This is a genomic window from Halomonas sp. AOP12-B1-6, assembly GCF_052379225.1.
Taxonomy (GTDB): Bacteria; Pseudomonadota; Gammaproteobacteria; order Pseudomonadales; family Halomonadaceae; genus Vreelandella; species Vreelandella casei.
Map to the genome: position 1 here is coordinate 381,058 of NZ_JBQSYK010000001.1, position 20,698 is coordinate 401,755.

The window sequence follows — 20,698 nt, forward strand, 5'->3', positions numbered from 1 at the left end:
TGACAGGTTAATCATGGCACATGCCACTTATGCATTAGGCTATGGGTACAACCTAGCCGTCGCGCCGCTGCAGCAATACCCCGCATTCACAGTGATCTGTAAAAGGGAATTGATCAAACAGCGCAAAGCGCTCAATCCGATGGGTTTTGGTCAGTATGGTCAAGTTTTCCGCCAACGTAGCGGGGTTACATGAAATATAGACGATCTGAGCATATTCACTGAGCTGTTCACAGCTTTGCTCATCTAAGCCTGCACGCGGTGGGTCGACCAGAACGGTGGAAAAATCGTAGTCCTCCAGGGCCATTTCCGCCACGCGCCGTCCGGCTTTCTCGCCTTTAAGCGCCAGTGAAAACTCCTCCGCTGACATCCGCGCAATATGGGCGTTGGCCACGCCGTTGGCATCTAAATTGACGTTGGCACTAGCCACCGACGTGCGGGAAATTTCGGTGGCCAGCACCCGCCGAAAGTTATCCGCTAAGGCAATAGTGAAATTGCCGTTACCGCAGTAAAGCTCCACTAAATCGTTCTGGGCGCCTTCCTGCTGTTTGCCTGTCACTTCTCGCGCCCAGCTGAGCATTTTCTGGCAAATATGTGCATTGGGTTGGGTGAAGCTATTTTCGACCTGCTGATAGTGCAACGTGCGGCCATCTACCTCCAGACGCTCCCAGACATGGTCGCGCGTTAAGACAATACGCTGCTTACGTGAGCGGCCAATAATCATGATTCCCAGCGCTGCTTCTAAGGCGCGCGCCTCTTGCTCCCACTCGTCCCCTAGCGGCCGATGGTAAACCAGCGTTACCAGCGCCTCGCCCGACAAGGTGGTTAAAAACTCGACCTGAAAAAGGCGACGACGCAGCTCATCTGATTGAAGGCATGCTTCACGCAGCTGTGGCATGAGCTGGTTGATGCGCGTACTGGCAACGGCATATTGTTCAAGCCGAACGACACGCTTATTTTTTGGATTTGCAGCATCCACCTCAAACATGGCGTAAAAAAGATCGTCATCTTCATGCCAGATACGAAACTCACAGCGCTGGCGATAGTAGCCAGGCGGTGACTCAAAGACCTCTAACGCTGGCGGCTGAAAAGCGGCAAACGTAGTTTCCAGATAATCACGTTTAGCGGCTAGCTGCTCAGCATAACGTTCAGGTTCTACAACGGGGATAGCCAAGGCTGCTCCTCATGGATTTAATCAGTTCAATAACAGTGATGGGGGTTAGCGTCGTTCGGCATTAGTCTTAATCAGCCATGCCTTTTAGCAGCTGGGGCGCTTTAAACCCATAGCGCGCAAAACCCGCGGTCAGGTTAGCGGCGGGTGCGGTGGTAAAGCAGCGGCCATCGTGATGCCTGCTCGTGAGCGGATCAACGACTTGCGCGACCCGCCGAGCAATAGCATCGCCGGAGTCAATCCAATACAGCGGCATCGGGGCAAGCTGCGTCAGCCACGGCTTCAGTAGCGGAAAATGGGTGCACCCCAGCACCACGGTGTCTAGCGCCGGCTGCGTTGAAGGCGTAGGCAACACGGCCTGCCACAGCGGGGCCAGCGCCGCCTGCATACGAGCAACGCTGGGCGCCCCACCGGCCAAGTACGCTTCTGCTTCGATCACCAGCGCGTCGGCAGCAACCCGCGTAATAACACAATCGCTGGCAAAACTATCAATCAAGCGCTGGGTGTAGGGGCGCCCCACCGTTGCTTTAGTGGCTAGCAGCCCAATATGGCGTGTCTGACTCATCGCGGCGGCAGGCTTAATGGCGGGCACCGTTCCCACCACGGGGATGGTCAGCTGCTCGCGCAAAGTCTCCAACGCTAAGGTGCTTGCAGTATTGCAAGCTACCACCAGCACGCTGGGCTGGCAGGCGCCAACGGCGGCCTGGCACACCGCCACAATGCGCTCAGCCAGCGCAACGTCATCGCGCAAGCCATAGGGTAGCCACGCATTGTCACAGGCATAGCACATAGCGACATCAGGATAGTGTTGGCGTAGCGACTGCGCCACTGACAGGCCGCCGACGCCGGAATCAAAAATTAATACAGGGGCTTGCATGACTCTCTCTGCATGACGTTTTACTCATGGCGCTCTTTGCATAGCTCTGCTGACGCTGATTTTTTTTTCAGCGCCGAGAAAAGTTATCGCTGAGTCTTGCGCAGCATAAAAACGGGGCCGCTAGTTTAGCATGCCCCGCGAGTGAGATTATCGGCTGGCGTTAAGAAGAAAAGAGTAATCGCTGGGCTATACTTCGGGCACGTCGGCACCGCGCAACTCTGCGTAAAGTTCAGGATAGGCTTCCTGCAACCGCTCAAGCTCCTGCTCAGCGCCTTCGGGCAATGCTTGTCGCAGCTCTTCCATATCTTCTGGGCTGAAGTGTTCGTCAATCAACGGGAATAACCCCTCGCGCTCATGGCGCAGATAGGCACGATGCGCTTCTAAATAGTCCTTTAGATCCTCGGCAAAGCGATCCATGGGGAGCACATTGTCCATCAGAATCATATCGATATCGTTGGATAGACGCTGTAAACGTGGCTTTAACTCTCGATAATCAATCGCCATTTGTTCGGTAAGCGCAAGATGCTCTGGGGCTTGCGTCTGAAGCCGTTCAACGCAGACGCGCTCAAGCGGGGCGGCAAAGCCATCCATGTAAGATAAAATGTAATCAACGACTTCGCGCATTAACTTGAAGTTGGGGCGCTCACCCAGTGCTAGCGTTTTTTGCTTGAGCTGCAGCACGTGGAGCAATCTCGCCATGTTGGCATGATCTAGACGCAGTTGGTTTAACATCGAACTGTCTCCTTTATTGAGTCATGCCTGCCATCGCACCTTGCGGGGTGACGACATGCGATCATGAGCGCGCCTTCACCAGCGCGCCATTATTAAACGTAAAGCTACTAAAACACATAGCCCCTAATGCGGACACATAACAACTTGCGAGGGCTATCACCAATTATTATCAATAACGACTATCAACCACAATGCCCTTCAGGCGCTATCCTAGCAAGTGTATATTGCGAGTAGAATATGCCAAAGGTAGCCTGCTAAGCCGTGGTTTACCATCGACATTCGCTGGCACTTTGTTATTCAACGCCTCGATTCTCTGCCTATATAAACAACGGACATTGACATGGATCTGTTTAATAGCGCCCACGCCGCGCCTGCCGAGGATGCTCCGCTGGCCTTTCGTATGCGTCCACGTCATTTGGATGATTACGTTGGCCAGCCAGCGCTGGTAGGGCCAGGCAAACCCTTACGCCGCATGGCGGAGTCAGGCATAGTGCGCTCGATGATTCTCTGGGGCCCGCCAGGCGTTGGCAAAACGACGCTTGCTGAACTGTTGGCCAGAGCCTCCCAAGCCCATCTTGAGCATCTCAGCGCGGTAATGGCGGGAGTCAAAGAGATTCGTGCGGTCGTTGATCGCGCCCAGCAAATGTCTTCGACGGTGATTCTTTTTTTAGATGAGATTCATCGTCTCAACAAGAGCCAACAAGACGCCCTGCTGCCTCACGTCGAGTCGGGCCTGTTGACACTGATTGGTGCGACTACCGAAAACCCATCGTTTGAAGTCAATTCTGCGCTGCTCTCGCGCGCGCGGGTTTATGTGCTCAAATCACTGACTCAAGAAGAGCTGATCACGGTGATGCACCAGGCGCTTAACGACGCTGAGCGCGGCCTTGGAAAGCGCACTATTCAGGTCAATGACGATGTTCTCATCGCCCTCGCACACGCAAGCGCCGGTGATGCACGCAGAGCATTGGGACTATTAGAAACGGCCTGCGATTTCACCCGTCTAGAAGCGGGGGCAGAGGTACTGCACAAAGACGTACTCGCCGATGTCATTGGCCATCAGGCAAGCGCGTTCGATAAGCAGGGCGACGCCTATTATGATCTGCTGTCAGCGATTCATAAATCGATCCGCTCTTCACGCCCCGATGCCGCACTGCTGTATATGGCGCGCTTCATGCAGGGCGGCGGCGACCCGCTCGACGTGGTACGCCGGCTGACTGCCATTGCGTCCGAGGATGTCGGCAATGCCGACCCACGCGCCCTGCCGCTCGTGATTGCCGCCTGGGATGCTTACCTGCGCCTGGGTGATTATGAGGGCCAGCGGGCGATTGCCCATGCGGCGATTCACCTGGCAGTCGCCCCTAAAAGTAACCGCATCGACCGCGCCTGGAATGAGGCCAAGCAGTATGTGCGCCAACAGCCGCAGGTTGAGGTACCCACGTATTTGCGCAACGCCCCGACCAAGCTGATGGAGCAGCTGGGCCATGGTGAAGGATACCGTTACGCGCACAATGAGCCCGACGGCTACCCGGCGGGCACCGCGCACAGCTGCTGGCCCGCAGAGCTGCCTAAAGCAACCTTCTTTAAACCTAGCTTACTGGGTCAGGAGAAACGTTTTGGCGAGATAATGGCATGGCGTGAAAGCCTTGACCAAGAAGCCGACAAGGCGCCCTAGGGCGCCTTGTCGGTGGGATCTATTCTACTGCTAACTCATCTACTGCTAACTGGTCTGCTACTAACTTATAGCTCCTCACGAATGACGTCGGTGCCTTCAGGAATATCAAAGTCGAACTGGCTCCGATCGATATTGCCATTATTGGTGATATCGCTAAAGGTAATCGAGGTGCGCTGCCCGGTGCTATCCATCATCCACAGCTCGGTTAACGTATCGGCATCGAACACCATGCTTAGTTCTTCAAACAGCGTATCGGCAGAAATCGGCACAAGGGTAAACACATCGTCGCCGTCGTCCTGCTCGTAAAATACTTCATAGCTTTCAGTTAGGTCGCTGACGCTGCCCGATAACAGTAAAGCAGGCGTGTGCGTGACGCGATCATCCATCGCCTGAATCGTCACCTGCTCAAGGTCAGGATCATACAAATACACATCATCACCGTCTGAAACAACGATCTGAGAGTATGGCGCATCCACTTCCCAACGCAGCAAACCTGGACGAGAAAGCCACATCTCACCGCGCGCGCTCTGCAGGCGGTCACCGCTACCATCTAAAATCTGCTGTTCAAAAGAGGCTTGATAGCTTTCTAGCGGCTCTAGGCGCTCGGTCAGGCGCTCTGCTGCATCGTCCGCCAATACTGGCGCAGCGAACGTTAAACCCAAGGCGCTAGCCGCAAATGCCAGCGATGAATGTCGTCGTGTTTGGGTATCGCGCATATGATCTCCCTAGGCAACCGTTGCCGGATCTTCGTTGCCAAATAATAGTTCGTAAGGCTGACTTAATTGCCCGTGTGTGATTAAGACGTGAAAAACGCCGCCGGGTTTCACCAGCGACGCAATTTTCACGCTTATTGCATAATGATGAATAACACCAAACGATTAGTGACCTACCGGCGGCGGTGCGAGAACATCGCGTGCACCGTTAGACCCCATCGCCGTTACCACACCTGCGCTTTCCATCGCATCAACCAAACGAGCAGCCCGGTTATAGCCAATTTTAAAGCGACGCTGAACGGCAGAAATAGATGCCTTGCGCGTTTCGGTAACAAACTGCACGGCCTCATCATAAAGCGCATCCTGCTCCGCATCGTCACCGTCTACGCCATCGGCTTCAAGGCCAGTTAACGCATCCGCCGTGACGCCGCCCGAGAGAATTTCCTCGATATATTGAGGCGCGCCACGGCGCTTCCAGTCATCCACGACACGGTGCACTTCATCATCATCAACGAAGGCACCATGAATGCGATTAGGCGGCCCTGACCCGGCGGGTAAATAAAGCATATCGCCGTGACCCAGCAGGCTTTCAGCACCGCCCTGGTCAAGAATGGTGCGCGAATCAATTCTTGATGAAACCTGAAAAGCCATCCGTGAGGGAATGTTGGCTTTGATCAGGCCGGTGACCACGTCAACCGAGGGGCGCTGAGTCGCCAAAATCAAATGGATACCGGCGGCACGCGCTTTTTGCGCAAGCCGTGCAATCAGCTCTTCGACCTTTTTACCGACGATCATAAACATATCGGCAAATTCGTCGATCACCACGACGATGTAGGGCAGTTTCTCTAACACGGGATGCGGCTGATGAATCTCCCACGGCTGCGGTTCCCACAGCGGGTCTGCAACCTGGGCTCCGGCACGTTCAGCTTCATCTAAACGACCGTTAAAGCCGGCGATATTACGCACGCCCATGGCCGCCATAAGCTTATAGCGGCGTTCCATTTCAGCGACACACCAGCGCAGGCTGTTGGCAGCTTCTTTCATGTCCGTAACGACCGGCGCCAGCAAATGAGGAATGCCGTCATATACCGACAGTTCGAGCATTTTGGGGTCAACCATGATCAGCTTTAGCTCGCTGGGTTTAGCTTTCAGCAGCATCGAGATCAGCATGGCATTGACACCCACTGACTTACCCGAGCCTGTGGTACCGGCAACCAGTAAGTGCGGCATCTTGCCAAGGTTAGCGACCACCGGGCTGCCGCCAATATCTTGGCCTAATGCCATTGTCAGCGGCGAGGTCTCTTGCTGGTAACGGTCTGAGTCAATAACTTCTCGCAGCCGAATCATGGCGCGATTGGGGTTGGGTATTTCAATACCCACCGTCGGGCGCCCCGGTATAACCTCGACAACGCGTACGCTTTTCACCATCAGCGAGCGCGCCAAATCTTTGGCAAGGTTACTGATTTTCGACACTTTCACGCCGGCCGCAGGCTTAATTTCAAAGCGTGTGATGACCGGCCCCGGCCACGTATCAACGACTTCAGCCTTAACCCCATACTCACGCAGCCGTACTTCAAGCAGCTCCGCCATATCGGTTAATTGCTCTTCGGTATAGTTGGGCTGGTGAGGCTCTGCCGGCGTGAGCAGCTGGAAACTGGGCACATCGCCCTCTGGCTCGTCCATGGTTTCAAACGCCGGACGCTGGCTTTGCAAATGCTCCACAGTCCATAGCGTGGGGCCTTCATCCGTCTCCGGCGCACTTTCTTCAGGAGCAAAGGTGGGCTCCCGACGCATAGTGGGGGGCTGGGGTTGTACAGGCTGTACCGGCGGCACTGCTGACGTAGATGATGCAGGCTGCATAGAGGCAGCGGGCGGTGTGAGCGGCATTGGCGCCTCTTCCAGCTCATCATCCATATCTTCATCGTCCCAAACAGGCTCAGGCACGACCTCAGCAACACGCTCAAAAGCAGGCGTCCGCTCGGGCACGATGGCAGCAGCACGCTCAGGGGCGGGCGTGGGTTCTGATACTGACACACGCTGTTCAGGCTCGCTGACAGGCGGTTCCACCGAAGCGCGGCTCGGCTCAACACGCGGAGTCTCGATTGGCTGCTTTTCGACGGGCGCTTCATCATTCACAAAGTAGCTGGTCGTCGCAGGCATCGATGACGCGTCTTGACGCGACGCCCGCAGCGGGAAGGCGGCGGCTGTGTTCGAAGGCTCGTCTACTGCTGGTTTATCTATCTCTGGCTCTTCTACTGCTGGCTCATCGACCACAGGTTCAGCGGCTGAAGGCTCATCACTATCAGATATCTGGAACGTAGGTTCTGCAGCACGGGGTTTCACAGGTGCGAAAGCATTTTCGCGCGGCGCACTCGGCGTCGTGGCGTCAGCCATGGGTTCTGCAGGCGCTGGAGCACTTGATTGAACAGGCACATGTTTATTGCTCGATAAAGAAGCTGCTTCCCAAGGAATCGAGGTATCGGTGGTATTCCCGATGGAGGGGCTGGCACCAGGTGTCTCATCAGCCGTTGGCTCATACGCCGAGAAGGCGGTCGAGAAGCCCGGCTCGCGCCGCTCACGGCCAGCAGGTGCTTTTACCGCGGGCTTGGTAGCCACTGCTTCTACCTCGGCAGGCGGTGGTGTCTCTGTACGCGCTTGAGGCTTGGGCGCGGGGGCCGGTTTAGCCGCCGCGCGCTGAGCTGCGCGCATACGCCGCGCCTGTCGACGGGCCGAGAACCAGCCGCCCAAGCGGCAGATTCGCTTACCAAGCTCATCGGCAACCTGCAGCCATGACATGCCACTAAACAGCGGAAAACCGCTTAAAATCAGCGCTGCGGCAATTAAACCAACGCCACCACTGCCCACCAGCGGTTTCAGTGCAGCCACAAAGCCTTCACCTAAAATACCGCCTGAGGCGTAGGGCAACATGCTATTAGGATGATAAAAATGCAGCGCTCCCAGCATGGTGGTGCCAAACATCAGCAGGACCAAGCCGCCCGCATGCACCGCAATAGCCACCGGGTCGAGTTCAAAGCGTACCTGACGTGAGCGAATCAACCACCAGGCGGCAAAACCAAACATACCCGGCCACCACAGCGCACTAGCGCCCAGCAGCGAGTAGAGCACATCGGCTAACCACGCACCGACTTGTCCCATCCAGTTACGAATATCCGTTTCTGGCCCCTGATACGACCAGCCAGGGTCAGACGGCTGATAACTAAACAGTGCTAATAATAAGAAAACACATAGCGCAAGCAGTACTACCACCACGCATTCGCGCACTGAGCCCTGTAGGCGCAGCCCAAAACGTCGAGCTTTATCTTTCGCGGCATTAACACGCGCAGAAGAAGCTGACGATGGCGTTTGACGCGCGTTACGCTGCGTTCGCTTGCTTGCTGCTTTATTCACTTTCAAGCGACTCTCCCTTTACACCTCAATGGCGTCTTTAATCCACTTGCGAGTTTGCATCATACCGAGCATCCTTCCCCCGTCACAGAGGTGCTAGCTATGCGACCAGTAAAAACTAAGCGATCAGTCAAACTAAGCGCCCAGTACAAATACGCCGCTCAAGCGCGTTGTAACAGGAGCAAGTAATGCTACCCTGGCTTTCCTCGCCACTTCCTACATTTCCATCTACTGATACAGCGTTGGACTCCCCCAACGGCCTGCTGGCGGCCGGGGGTGAACTCTCCCCTGCTTGGCTCATAGAAGCCTATCGACGCGGCATTTTTCCGTGGTTCAGCGACGACGATCCTATTCTATGGTGGAGCCCAGACCCGCGCATGATACTCCTACCGGAGCAATTTAAGCAGCGCCGAAGTCTTACTAAACGATTACGCCATGGTGGCTTTCATGTCACCGTGGATCAACACTTTGAGCAAGTTATTCAAGCCTGCGCGGCCCCACGCGATGAAGAGGCCGGCACTTGGATCACGGACGAAATGCGCGACGCCTATAACTTGCTTCATTTTCAAGGCATTGCACATAGCATTGAAGTCCATCAAGACGAAAAACTCGTCGGTGGCCTATACGGCATTGCTATGGGCCCCGTCTTTTTTGGCGAGTCGATGTTTTCCCGCGCCCCCGATGCCTCAAAAGTGGCTCTGGCACATTTGGCTAAAGCGATGCGCGACCACGGCGGACGCCTAATCGATTGCCAAATGCACACACCCCACTTGGCAAGCCTGGGCGCTATTACAGTCGCTCGCGCGTCATTCATCAACTATCTTAAAAACTGGCTGCCCGATGACGCGTTTACGCAAGCATCATCCTCCGCTGAAGCACCGATAGTTCCATCGTCACCTTGGCTTCACGCACTTGGCGCCGAGAATAACGCATATTGACGAACTCATACTGTTTCAACGATTTATTTTCGAAAAGGAGGCAAACCGTGAGCAGTAACACTCCGCCCCGCCCGGTGCGGGATTTGCGCTTCTTCCTTACCGTGCCTCATGCCTGTAGCTACCTACCGGGCAAAGAAGCGACCACGCTATTTCTCGACCCGCAGGAGTCACCGGTACCGGGTGTATATGACTCGCTGGCGCTGCTAGGTTTTCGGCGCAGCGGGCGCCACCTCTACCGCCCCCACTGCGAAGGATGTAACGCATGTCGCTCGGTGCGCATTCCCATTGAGCAGTTTGCCGCCAATCGCACTCAGCGCAAGATCTGGCATCGCAATGCCGACATTAGCGTGCGCGTGGCACCGGCCCGCTATTCGGCTCAACATTACACGCTTTACGCTGACTACATTCGTCAGCGCCACGCTGACGGCGATATGTATCCGCCCAGTCGTGAGCAGTACCGCACCTTTTTAACGCTTGAGGAGCCCTACGCCCATCTTATGGAGATGTATCTGGGCAAAGAGCTGGTCGGCGTGGCGGCATTTGATCAGTTAGAGCACGGCCTCTCAGCGATTTATACCTTCTTTGCCGTTAGCGATACGCTAGACAAGCGCTCGCTGGGAACATTCGCTATTCTTCAGCTAATTGAACTCAGCCGAGAAAAAGCGCTGCCGCACCTGTATTTAGGGTATTGGATCGAAGAGTGCCGTAAGATGCGCTACAAGCAGGCTTTTGCACCGCTAGAAATGCTCGACGGGCGCCATTGGCGACAGTTAATTCGTTAAACACGTCAGCTTTTTTGCCTTGGCGGCGGGCTTGCGGCACAATATAGCGCTGATTCTTGAGTGCTCACACAGAAGCACTCAAGTGCTGATGTATTGTTACCTGATTAATTCGTACATGAAGAACCTGTACATTACTAACTCATAAGTGGGGAAATGCCTATATGGCACGCGAAGATCATATTGAAATGGAAGGCGTTATCGTCGATACCCTTCCGAACACCATGTTTCGTGTTGAGCTGGAAAACGGTCACGTTGTTACTGCTCACATCTCTGGAAAAATGCGCAAAAACTACATCCGCATTTTGACCGGCGATAAAGTAAAAGTAGAGCTAACGCCTTACGATCTCTCCAAAGGCCGTATCGTTTACCGTTCGCGCTAAGTCGCTGTCGCTAGCGTTTGATAGCTGACCGCGTTCGGCGGTAACGATTCCTGCGCCGTTCACTGTAAACGACAACGCCCCGTCAGTGACAGGGCGCTGTGCTTTTACGCATACACATTGATGATTGGCTTGGCGGACTTAGCGCCCTTTTCAGGGCGCATCAGCCATTTCAATCTCGGTGGAAATATGCAATTCGCCATCTTCCAAGCTGACGTGAACAATTCCGCCGCTCTCTGCCAACTCGCCAAACAGAATCATCTCGGCTAATGGTTTCTTCAGCTTCTCTTGAATGAGACGCGCCATCGGGCGTGCGCCCATATCAGGATCGTAGCCTTTATCCGCCAACCAATCCCTCGCCGTGTCGTCCACATCCATCTGCACGCGCTTCTCATCCAACTGTGCCTGCAGTTCGATCAAGAACTTATCGACCACGTTACGCACCACGGAAACGGGCAGCGCATGGAACTGGATAATGCCATCTAAACGATTGCGGAACTCGGGAGAGAACGTGCGCCGAATAACTTCCATGGCATCGGTCGAGTGATCCTGATGCTGGAAACCAATCGAACGACGCGAGGCCTGCTCGGCCCCTGCGTTAGACGTCATGATCAGAATAACGTGGCGGAAGTCAGCCTGACGTCCGTTGTTATCGGTCAAGCGGCCATGATCCATAACCTGCAGCAACAGATTAAAGACTTCCGGGTGCGCTTTCTCAATCTCATCTAACAGCAGTACGCAGTGCGGCTGCTTGGTCACGGCTTCGGTTAACAAACCGCCTTGGTCATAGCCCACATAACCAGGAGGCGCACCAATCAACCGCGATACGGTATGGCGCTCCATGTACTCGGACATATCAAAGCGCACCAGCTCAATGCCCATAATATGTGCAAGCTGTTTGGCCACTTCGGTCTTACCAACGCCTGTCGGCCCTGCAAACAGGAAGCTACCCACGGGCTTGTCAGGTGATTTTAAACCGGCTCGCGAGAGCTTAATGGCCGCAGAAAGGCTATCAATCGCCTCATCCTGGCCGAAAACCAACATTTTCAAATCACGATCCAGCTTTTCAAGCTGCTTGCGGTCTGAGCTTGAAACACTCTTCGGCGGAATGCGCGCAATTGAAGCAACCACGGCTTCCACTTGCTCAACGTCGATCGTTTTAGCACGCACTTCTGGCGGCAGCAGCCGCTGATGAGCACCCGCCTCATCAATAACATCAATCGCTTTATCAGGCAGGTAGCGATCGTTGATATAGCGGTCTGCCAGGCGCGCCGCACTTTCCAGCGCCGCGTCGGTGTACTTCAATTCATGGTGTTCTTCAAAGCGCGACCGTAGCCCTTTAAGGATTTTGATAGTGTCATCTACCGATGGCGCCATTACATCTACTTTTTGGAAGCGCCGCGCCAGAGCACGATCTTTCTCAAAGATGCCGCGGAATTCTTGGAACGTCGTCGAGCCAATGCAGCGCAGCTCGCCGGAAGAAAGCAGCGGCTTGAGCAGGTTCGATGCATCCATCACACCACCGGAGGCAGCGCCAGCACCGATAACCGTGTGAATCTCATCAATGAACAGCACGGCGTTGGGTTGCTTGCGAAGCTCGCTCAGCAGACTTTTGAGACGTTTCTCAAAATCGCCGCGGTATTTGGTGCCCGCGAGCAGAGCGCCCATGTCCAATGAGTAAACAACGGCATCGGCAATAACATCGGGCACGTCTTCTTCAACGATACGCTTCGCCAAGCCTTCTGCAATCGCCGTTTTCCCCACGCCCGCCTCGCCTACCAGCAGCGGGTTATTCTTACGCCGGCGCGCCAAAATCTGCACGACGCGCTCAAGCTCATGGTCACGACCAATCAGCGGGTCAATTTTGCCTAGCCGCGCCTGTTCGTTAAGGTTGGTGGCATAGCCATGGAGTGGGTGTGACGCACCTTCGCTACCGCCCTCTTCCACATCATCGTTTTCCGAAGAAGGAGAAGGCGAAGGGCCGTGGCCAGCAACTTTTGAAATTCCGTGCGCGATGTAATTCACCGCATCGACACGAGCAACGCTTTGCTGCTTAAGGAAGTATACCGCCTGACTTTCTTGCTCAGAGAAGATCGCTACCAGCACGTTAGCGCCCGTCACTTCGCTTTTACCCGATGACTGAACATGGAAAACGGAGCGCTGTAAAACACGTTGGAAACCGAGCGTAGGCTGGGTTTCGCGATCACCCTGCCCTTCAGGAATAAGCGGCGTGGTCGAGTTAATAAAATCCTGCAGATCGGAGCGCAGCTTGTCGAGATTAGCTCCGCAAGCCTTCAGTACGTCAACCGCGGAGGCATTATCCAGCAACGCGAGCAGCAGGTGCTCAACGGTCATAAACTCATGGCGTTTAGAGCGCGCCACGGTAAAGGCCGTGTTCAGGGTCATTTCAAGTTCTTTGCTCAGCATGGCAGTCCCCTTTTCGCTACTTCCTAGGGTATGTCGCCACCTAGGGCTTGCGTCGGATCAGTGTAATCGACCAGTACTCTCAACATCGGGTACAAATGGCACGGTTGCAAGCCTCACCGCCAATTTTTTCTCACGCTTTTTAACTGGCGGCCTCAATATCACTTATCAACGGGTGCTCACACTCCCGGGCGTACTCGTTTACCTGATAGCTTTTGGTTTCAGCTATATCACGAGTAAACACGCCACAGGTGCCCTTTCCTTGGGTATGTACCGCGAGCATGACTTGAACGGCCTTCTCGCTATCCATGTTGAAAAAATCTTGCAGCACTTCAATAACGAACTCCATCGGTGTGTAGTCGTCGTTATGAAGCACCACTTTATAAAGCGGCGGCTGCGCCAGCGCGGGTTCCGCTGACTGAACCGCTATATCACCGTCTTCATCAGGCATATTTGGCCTCGATGCGCCCGCTTTCACGGAGAAAGAGGCCAAGCATGGGCTTTCTAGGTTGGACATAAGCAGCACAATGAGTTGTCTCGACGCTGACCGATGGAAGAACCTGAGAAATATTAATAATACTTCTCAGACGCTGCCGACCAGCAAGGGTTCATGAAAAATTAAAATATCACAGGGTGTAACAGAGGGTGCAATGCAAAAACCCCCGTCCGCCAAGCGGACGGGGGTTCACAGGCTAAATTAAAGCGTAAAATTAGCCCTTAGCGACCATGGCTAACGCTTCATTTAGCGTTTTGCTGGGGCGCATCACTTGCTCAGTCAATGCGTGGTCAGGGTGGTAGTAGCCACGGATATCGGCAGGCTGGCCCTGAACACTGTTCAGCTCATCCAAAATAGCAGTTTCTTTAGACGTCAGTGCTTCTGCCAAACGGCCAAACAGCTCTTTTAGCTCAGCGTCGTCATTCTGCTCAGCCAGCGCCTGTGCCCAATAAAGCGCCAGGTAGAAGTGACTGCCACGGTTGTCGAGCTCACCCACCTTACGTGAAGGCGATTTATTGCTGTCCAGGAATTGACCGTTAGCTTGATCAAGCGCTTTCGCCAATACGGTTGCACGAGCGTTATCGAAGGTGCTGCCCAGATGTTCCAAAGACGCGGCCAAGGCCAAGAACTCGCCCAGTGAATCCCAGCGCAAATGGTTTTCTTCGAGAAGCTGCTGCACATGCTTAGGTGCAGAACCACCCGCGCCTGTCTCAAACAAGCCGCCGCCGTTCATTAGCGGTACGATCGAGAGCATCTTCGCGCTGGTACCCAGCTCCATAATCGGGAACAGGTCGGTCAGGTAGTCACGCAATACGTTACCGGTGACGGAGATAGTGTCTTCGCCTTTACGGATGCGCGCCAGAGAGAAGCTCATCGCCTCTTCCGGCGTCATGATACGAATGTCCAGGCCATCGGTATCATGGTCTTTCAAGTAGCTTTCTACTTTCTTGATCAACTGAGCATCGTGGGCACGCTGGGCATCCAGCCAGAAAATAGCGGGCGTGCCGCTTTCGCGGGCGCGGTTAACGGCCAGTTTGACCCAATCGCGCACAGGCGCATCTTTGGTTTGGCACATACGCCAGATATCGCCCTGCTCAACGCTGTGCTCAAGCACTACGTTGCCGCTGGAATCGGTGACACGCACCGTGCCGTCTACGGCGATTTGGAACGTTTTATCGTGAGAACCGTACTCTTCGGCTTTTTGCGCCATCAGACCTACGTTAGGCACGCTACCCATAGTGGTCGGGTCAAACGCGCCATGCTGCTTGCAGTCTTCAATCACGCTCTGATAGATAGCGGCATAGCAGCGATCAGGAATCACCGCTTTCACGTCGTGAAGCTGGTCATCGGCGCCCCACATTTTACCGGAGTCGCGAATCATCGCAGGCATCGACGCATCGATAATCACATCGCTAGGCACGTGCAGGTTGGTGATACCTTTATGCGAGTTCACCATGGCCAAGCGTGGACGCTCGGCATAAAGCGCCTGGATCTCATCCTGAATTTGCGTCTGACGCTCTTCAGGCAGCGTTTTAATTGCTGAATACAGGTCGCCGATACCGTTATTGGGATCAAAACCGGCCTGTTTGAGAACGTCCGCGTGCTTGCTCAGCACGTCCTGATAGAACTCAGTTACCACCATGCCGAACATGATGGGATCAGAGACCTTCATCATGGTCGCTTTAAGGTGTAGCGAGAACAGCACATCTTTCGCTTTTGCGTCCGCGACTTCTTCGGCCACAAAGCGACGCAGCGCGTTGCGGCTCATGACGGCACCGTCAACAACTTCACCGGCAAGCACGGCTGTTTTCTGCTTGAGCACCGTCGTGGTGCCATCTTTTGCCACTAGCTCGATCTTAAGATCGCTGGCTTGCTCAATTAGCGCTGATTTTTCGCTGCCATAAAAGTCGCCATCACGCATGTGAGAAACGTGGGACTTAGAGTCGCTGCTCCACTCACCCATGCGGTGCGGGTATTTACGGGCATAGTTTTTAACTGACAGCGGCGCACGGCGATCAGAGTTACCTTCACGCAGCACGGGGTTAACGGCGCTACCTTTGGTTTTGTCGTAACGCGTTTGAATATCTTTGTCTTCATCACTCTGCGGCGCTTCCGGGTAATCAGGAAGCTTATAGCCCTGCTGCTGTAGCTCTTTGATAACGGCCTTCAACTGCGGCAAAGACGCGCTGATGTTAGGCAGTTTAATAATGTTAGCTTCAGGGGTCTTGGTCAGCTCGCCAAGTTCCGCCAGATGATCGTCGATCTGCTGCTCGTCACTCAGGTAATCAGGAAACTGAGAGATAATCCGCGCGGCCAGGGAGATATCGCGCGTCTCTACTTTGATGCCCGCAGAATCGGTAAAAGCGTCGATAATCGGCAGCAGGGAGTGAGTCGCAAGCGCTGGGGCTTCGTCGGTGAGCGTGTAGATGATCTTCGGCGTTTTGGTCATTTTTGCGTTAACCTCTCTTGTCACTACGATTGCAAGAAATCTTGAGCGGAGCGCGCGCTTAATGATGGGCGCCCCAGCAAGTAGCCGGAGTATACCAGCGCTGCACTTTTTACGCATGAGTGATACACCAAGACGCCAGGGCAGCGAATCAAGAAATGGATAAAGAGATGTCATGAGCAACCTCTATTTATTGCACAAGCCTTTTCAAGTATTGAGCCAGTTTAGCGACCGCGAAGGACGCCAAACATTGGCACAATATATTGATGTGAAAGACATTTACCCGGCTGGGCGGCTGGATTACGACTCCGAAGGATTGCTACTACTCAGCAGCGATGGCGAACTCATCCACCGCATCTCGCACCCGCGCCACAAACAGCCTAAAACTTACTGGGCTCAGGTTGAGGGGCAAATAGACGATGCTGCTCTTAAAGCGCTACGTCAGGGCATCACGCTTAAAGATGGCCCTACTCAGCCTGCCAAGGCACGCCGTATTGAGCCCCCAACGACCACGCCTCGCCAGCCGGCCATTGACCCCAAACGCCATCCGTCGACCAGTTGGCTGGAACTCACCATTAGCGAAGGCCGTAACCGCCAAGTGCGGCGCATGACCGCTCACGTCGGCTTTCCGACGCTGCGCTTAATTCGCGCAGCGATTGGCCACTGGCGGCTAGGCGACCTTGCCCCCGGCGAGTGGCGTAAAGAAACGCTACACGCGCCCCGCCCAGCCAATTCGCCTCAGCGAAAACGCGTACAGCCCGCTGCAAAGCGTCGAAAACCAACGTGAGTGCAATTCACAGTACAGCGGCCTGTGTGATTCAGCGCGGCGAGCATTTCTTGATGGTGGAAGAACAGCGCGACGCCCCCGCCAGCGTGTTTAATCAGCCGGCTGGGCATATCGAAGCCGGCGAAGGCCCCATCGCGGCTATTTTGCGAGAAGTGCAGGAAGAGACGGCCTGGCAGGTATCGCTCACCGGCTACCTGGGGCTTTACGTTTTTCATGCCGATGGCGGGCAAACGTTTCACAGCCACGGCTTTACGGCCGAGCCACTTGATCAGCTCAACCTCGCCCTAGACCCTGACATTATCGCCGCTCACTGGCTGACGCTTGAGCAAATACGTGCGCTAGACCAGCAGCAACGACTGCGTAGCCCGCTAGTGCTGCAGCGTATTGAGGACGCTTTAAGCGGGTGCTGTTATCCGCTGGCAGTGATTCGTGAGTGAAGCACTCAAAGCCCTTCCCCATCGTGTATAATCGCCGCCCAATTGCAGCTCATTATTTACCTACGCCTATTTTTGTTGCACACCACTGCTCCTGAAGGATACCTATGTCATTTAAAACCGGGTCATCCACTGATTCCACAACGTCGGCGCTGCCCGAGTCTGAGCCAGCCACTCGCGGCAAAGTCATTGTTGGCATGTCCGGCGGCGTCGACTCTTCTGTTTCGGCCGTTCTTCTCATGCAGCAAGGCTATGAGGTGGAAGGCTTGTTTATGAAAAACTGGGATGAGGACGACGGCACCGATTACTGCACGGCTAAAGAGGATCTTGCTGACGCTGAGGCGGTGTGCGAAAAGCTGGGTATTAAGCTGCATACCGCGAATTTTGCGGCCGAGTACTGGGATAACGTATTTGAGCACTTTTTAGCCGAGTACAAAGCAGGCCGCACGCCCAATCCTGACATTCTGTGCAACCGAGAAATCAAGTTTAAGGTGTTTCTTGAGTACGCCGAAATGCTGGGGGCCGACAAAATCGCCACCGGCCACTATGTGCGCGAAGCGCAGCGCAACGGCCGTCCTCGCTTGCTAAAAGGCCTGGATGGCAACAAAGATCAAAGCTACTTTCTACATGCGGTGCCAGAAGCCGCCATTGCGCGCACGCTGTTTCCCGTTGGGGAACTTGAAAAGCCCGCAGTGCGCGCTATCGCTGAACAGCACGGCCTGATTACCGCCAAGAAAAAAGACTCCACCGGCATCTGCTTTATCGGCGAGCGTCGCTTTCGCGATTTTCTGCAGCAGTATCTTCCCGCGCAGCCCGGTCTCATAGAAACGCCGGAAGGTGATGTGATTGGTGAGCACATGGGGCTGATGTACTACACCCTTGGTCAGCGCCAGGGGCTAGGTATTGGCGGGCTTGCCAACTACTCGGAAGAACCCTGGTACGTGGCGGCTAAAGATTTGGAACGCAACGTACTGATCGCGGTGCAGGGCAAGCATCATTCTTTGCTCTCCTCTGATTCGCTAGCTACCGAGGCCATGGACTGGGTGGCGGGCGAGCCGCCGGTTCAACAAGGCCGTTTTACCGCCAAAACGCGCTATCGGCAAAGTGACTGTGGCTGTGAAATGCGCGTTCTACCCAGCGGCGGCGTCGAGGTTACCTTCGATGACCCGCAATGGGCGGTAACGCCAGGCCAGTCCCTGGTGCTTTATGATGGCGATATCTGTTTAGGCGGTGGCGTTATTTGCGCTATCTGGAAAAAAGACGCGGAGGTTGCGGCATGAGTTCCACTACGCCGATTCATCGTGCGCCCGACTCTCCCGCCGTGCGCCAAGCGCTAGCCCTGGCGGGCGTATTTCAAGCCGCCAGCCTGGTGGACGAACTTGCTCGCACCGGCCAGGTCGACACGCGCGCCTGGGACACGCTCATTGAAGCCACTGTGGATACTAACCCACCGAGCTTCGAAGCCATTTATGGCGGGCATCCCAACAATCTTCGCCGTGGCCTAGAAACCTTAGAAGCCTTGGTGGGCCGCAAACAGGCCAACCCTGTGGTGCTGCGCTACGGTTTTTCACTGCTAATGCTGATGAATAAGCTGCGCACCAATAACGCGATGATGGATTCGCTCGGCCAAAAATTAACGCGCATTCAGGGGCAGGCCGAGCACTTCGGCTCTACCCATGAAAACGTCGTTGCCAGCCTAGGCGAAGCGTATCAAGAGACGCTCTCGACCTTTAAAACCCGCATTGTGGTGCAGGGCGACCCGTCGCTGCTGCAAAGCCGCATGATGCCCGAACGCGTACGCGCCTGCTTAATGGGCGGCATCCGTTTTGGGCTATTATGGCATCAGCAAGGCGGGCGGCGCTGGAAGCTTGTGTTCCAACGCAAGGCGCTACGCCGCGCGTTGGACAGTCTCAGCTAGGCTGCTGATGCCATTAGCTAACCTGTTTTTGAACCGTTTGTTTTTGAACTGTTCGTTTTTGAATAACCTGCTCTCGAACCACCTGGAAACGATGCCATGCAACTCTCCGCTTTGACCGCTCTCTCCCCCGTTGACGGCCGCTACGCTTCTAAAGCTGCCGCACTGCGCGAACACTTCAGCGAATTCGGCCTGATCCGCGCCCGTGTGATTGTGGAAGTTCGCTGGCTACAGCGCCTGGCCGAGCAAGCTCAAATCACTGAAGTGCCGCCTCTTTCCACTGATGCGACGGCGTTTCTTGAGCAGCTGATTACCGAATTCTCGCTCCAGGATGCCGAGCGCATCAAAGAAATCGAGCGCACCACCAATCACGACGTCAAAGCGGTTGAGTACTTCCTTAAAGAGAAGATTGCGGATCAGGCCGAGCTGCATGCGGTTACCGAGTTCATCCACTTCGCCTGCACCAGCGAAGACATCAATAACCTTTCCTACGGCGTGATGCTCAGCGACGGCCTTAAGGCCATGCTACCCACCATGCATGAAGTGGCTGACGACATTGCCAAATTGGCCATTGCCCATGCCGCCCAGCCGATGCTGTCGCGCACCCATGGTCAAACCGCTACGCCCACAACGCTGGGTAAAGAAATGGCAAACGTGGCGTACCGTCTTAAGCGCCAGCTAAAGCAGATTGAAGCAGTGGAAATGCTGGGTAAGATCAACGGTGCCGTGGGTAACTATAACGCCCACCTGACAACCTATCCTGAAGTCGACTGGGAAGCCAACGCGCGCACCTTTGTGGAAGGTTTAGGACTGACGTTCAATCCCTACACCACTCAGATCGAGCCACACGACTACATTGCCGAGCTGTTTGATGCCATCTGCCGCTTCAACACAATCCTGATCGACTTTGATCGCGACGTATGGGGCTATATCTCACTGGGCTACTTTAAGCAGCGCACGGTTGAAGGCGAAATTGGCTCTTCCACCATGCCGCATAAAGTTAACCCGATTGATTTTGAAAACTCTGAAGGCAACCTGGGGCTCGCCAATGCGATACTTGGCCACCTTTCTCAAAAACTGCCTATTTCTCGCTGGCAGCGCGACCTGACGGACTCCACCGTACTGCGCAACCTGGGCGTGGGCCTGGCGTATGGTTTAATTGCTTATCACGCCAGCCTAAAAGGCATCAGCAAGCTTGAAGCCAACCCGGAGCGCCTAGACACTGACCTGGATAACAGCTGGGAAGTGCTCGCAGAACCGATCCAAACAGTCATGCGCCGCTACGGCATCGAAAAGCCCTATGAAAAACTTAAGCAGTTAACGCGTGGCAAACGCATCGACCAGGCCGGTTTTGCCGCGTTCATTGACTCTCTTGAGCTACCTAATGATGTCAAAACCGAACTGAAAGCGCTGTCACCGGCAAGCTACATTGGCAACGCTCAGGCACAGGCCGAAGCGCTGACAAAACAGCTCGGTTGCTTGTAACACCCTTTGCTGCGACCACCTCTTTCTCCAGCACGACAGGATAC

The 20,698-nt window shown here is 54.8% G+C and carries 17 protein-coding genes; 9 read left to right on the forward strand and 8 right to left on the reverse strand.

The window, feature by feature from the left end:
* Nucleotides 1–52 precede the first annotated feature (52 nt).
* The 3 genes from trmA to ACT3TR_RS01735 form a co-directional block, all read right to left on the reverse strand.
* Nucleotides 53–1,171 carry a tRNA (uridine(54)-C5)-methyltransferase TrmA gene (trmA, locus tag ACT3TR_RS01725; RefSeq protein WP_444624668.1) on the reverse strand — a complete coding sequence of 373 codons (1,119 nt, stop codon included), beginning with the start codon at nt 1,169–1,171 and terminating at the stop codon, nt 53–55.
* Nucleotides 1,172–1,238: 67 nt separating this feature from the next.
* Nucleotides 1,239–2,045, reverse strand: coding sequence for a glutamate racemase (gene murI, locus ACT3TR_RS01730; protein ID WP_444624667.1), 807 nt, complete (start codon nt 2,043–2,045; stop codon nt 1,239–1,241).
* Between the two features lie 186 nt (nt 2,046–2,231).
* Nucleotides 2,232–2,777, reverse strand: a complete 546-nt coding sequence (locus ACT3TR_RS01735) for a hemerythrin domain-containing protein (RefSeq protein ID WP_096281367.1) — start codon at nt 2,775–2,777, stop codon at nt 2,232–2,234.
* 340 nt (nt 2,778–3,117) lie between these two features.
* On the opposite strand from ACT3TR_RS01735, the gene ACT3TR_RS01740 reads away from it, so the two are divergent.
* Nucleotides 3,118–4,452, forward strand: coding sequence for a replication-associated recombination protein A (locus ACT3TR_RS01740; RefSeq protein WP_096281369.1), 1,335 nt, complete (start codon nt 3,118–3,120; stop codon nt 4,450–4,452).
* Between the two features lie 65 nt (nt 4,453–4,517).
* Here the strand turns inward: ACT3TR_RS01740 and lolA are convergent, their stop codons facing one another.
* Entirely contained in the window at nt 4,518–5,168 is a 651-nt protein-coding gene (gene lolA, locus ACT3TR_RS01745) for an outer membrane lipoprotein chaperone LolA (protein ID WP_096281371.1), read from the reverse strand.
* Nucleotides 5,169–5,330: 162 nt separating this feature from the next.
* Nucleotides 5,331–8,579: a DNA translocase FtsK 4TM domain-containing protein gene (locus tag ACT3TR_RS01750; protein WP_441686179.1), complete on the reverse strand. Its 3,249-nt coding sequence runs from the start codon at nt 8,577–8,579 to the stop codon at nt 5,331–5,333.
* Between the two features lie 179 nt (nt 8,580–8,758).
* Here ACT3TR_RS01750 and aat point away from each other — a divergent pair, with 179 nt between their 5' ends.
* The 3 genes from aat (at nt 8,759) to infA (ending at nt 10,670) form a co-directional block, all read left to right on the forward strand.
* Nucleotides 8,759–9,508 (forward strand): leucyl/phenylalanyl-tRNA--protein transferase, encoded by a 750-nt coding sequence (gene aat, locus ACT3TR_RS01755; RefSeq protein ID WP_096281375.1) that lies wholly within the window; start codon nt 8,759–8,761, stop codon nt 9,506–9,508.
* Between the two features lie 47 nt (nt 9,509–9,555).
* Entirely contained in the window at nt 9,556–10,290 is a 735-nt protein-coding gene (locus tag ACT3TR_RS01760; RefSeq protein WP_441686182.1) for an arginyltransferase, read from the forward strand.
* Nucleotides 10,291–10,451: 161 nt separating this feature from the next.
* On the forward strand, nt 10,452–10,670 hold the full coding sequence (gene infA, locus ACT3TR_RS01765; RefSeq protein ID WP_007111068.1) for a translation initiation factor IF-1: 219 nt from the start codon (nt 10,452–10,454) through the stop codon (nt 10,668–10,670).
* A 150-nt stretch (nt 10,671–10,820) separates the two neighbouring features.
* Here the strand turns inward: infA and clpA are convergent, their stop codons facing one another.
* The 3 genes from clpA to ACT3TR_RS01780 form a co-directional block, all read right to left on the reverse strand.
* Entirely contained in the window at nt 10,821–13,094 is a 2,274-nt protein-coding gene (gene clpA / locus ACT3TR_RS01770) for an ATP-dependent Clp protease ATP-binding subunit ClpA (protein WP_096281379.1), read from the reverse strand.
* A gap of 139 nt (nt 13,095–13,233) precedes the next feature.
* The gene (gene clpS, locus ACT3TR_RS01775) at nt 13,234–13,542 is read right to left on the reverse strand and encodes an ATP-dependent Clp protease adapter ClpS (RefSeq protein ID WP_096281381.1); all 309 of its coding nucleotides are present in this window, start codon (nt 13,540–13,542) and stop codon (nt 13,234–13,236) included.
* A 259-nt stretch (nt 13,543–13,801) separates the two neighbouring features.
* Nucleotides 13,802–16,036 (reverse strand): NADP-dependent isocitrate dehydrogenase, encoded by a 2,235-nt coding sequence (locus tag ACT3TR_RS01780; protein ID WP_444624666.1) that lies wholly within the window; start codon nt 16,034–16,036, stop codon nt 13,802–13,804.
* Between the two features lie 172 nt (nt 16,037–16,208).
* Between ACT3TR_RS01780 and ACT3TR_RS01785 the strand changes: the two genes are divergently transcribed.
* The 5 genes from ACT3TR_RS01785 (at nt 16,209) to purB (ending at nt 20,654) form a co-directional block, all read left to right on the forward strand.
* Nucleotides 16,209–16,820: a pseudouridine synthase gene (locus ACT3TR_RS01785; protein ID WP_444624665.1), complete on the forward strand. Its 612-nt coding sequence runs from the start codon at nt 16,209–16,211 to the stop codon at nt 16,818–16,820.
* Complete coding sequence (locus ACT3TR_RS01790; RefSeq protein WP_444624664.1) at nt 16,817–17,257, forward strand: NUDIX hydrolase; 441 nt, start codon at nt 16,817–16,819, stop codon at nt 17,255–17,257. Before ACT3TR_RS01785 ends, ACT3TR_RS01790 begins: the two co-directional genes overlap by 4 nt.
* Before the next feature lie 104 nt (nt 17,258–17,361).
* Nucleotides 17,362–18,534 carry a tRNA 2-thiouridine(34) synthase MnmA gene (mnmA, locus tag ACT3TR_RS01795; protein ID WP_225734442.1) on the forward strand — a complete coding sequence of 391 codons (1,173 nt, stop codon included), beginning with the start codon at nt 17,362–17,364 and terminating at the stop codon, nt 18,532–18,534.
* Nucleotides 18,531–19,172: a high frequency lysogenization protein HflD gene (gene hflD / locus ACT3TR_RS01800; protein WP_096281388.1), complete on the forward strand. Its 642-nt coding sequence runs from the start codon at nt 18,531–18,533 to the stop codon at nt 19,170–19,172. Before mnmA ends, hflD begins: the two co-directional genes overlap by 4 nt.
* Before the next feature lie 96 nt (nt 19,173–19,268).
* Entirely contained in the window at nt 19,269–20,654 is a 1,386-nt protein-coding gene (gene purB, locus ACT3TR_RS01805) for an adenylosuccinate lyase (RefSeq protein WP_444624663.1), read from the forward strand.
* The last annotated feature ends 44 nt before the right edge of the window (nt 20,655–20,698 follow it).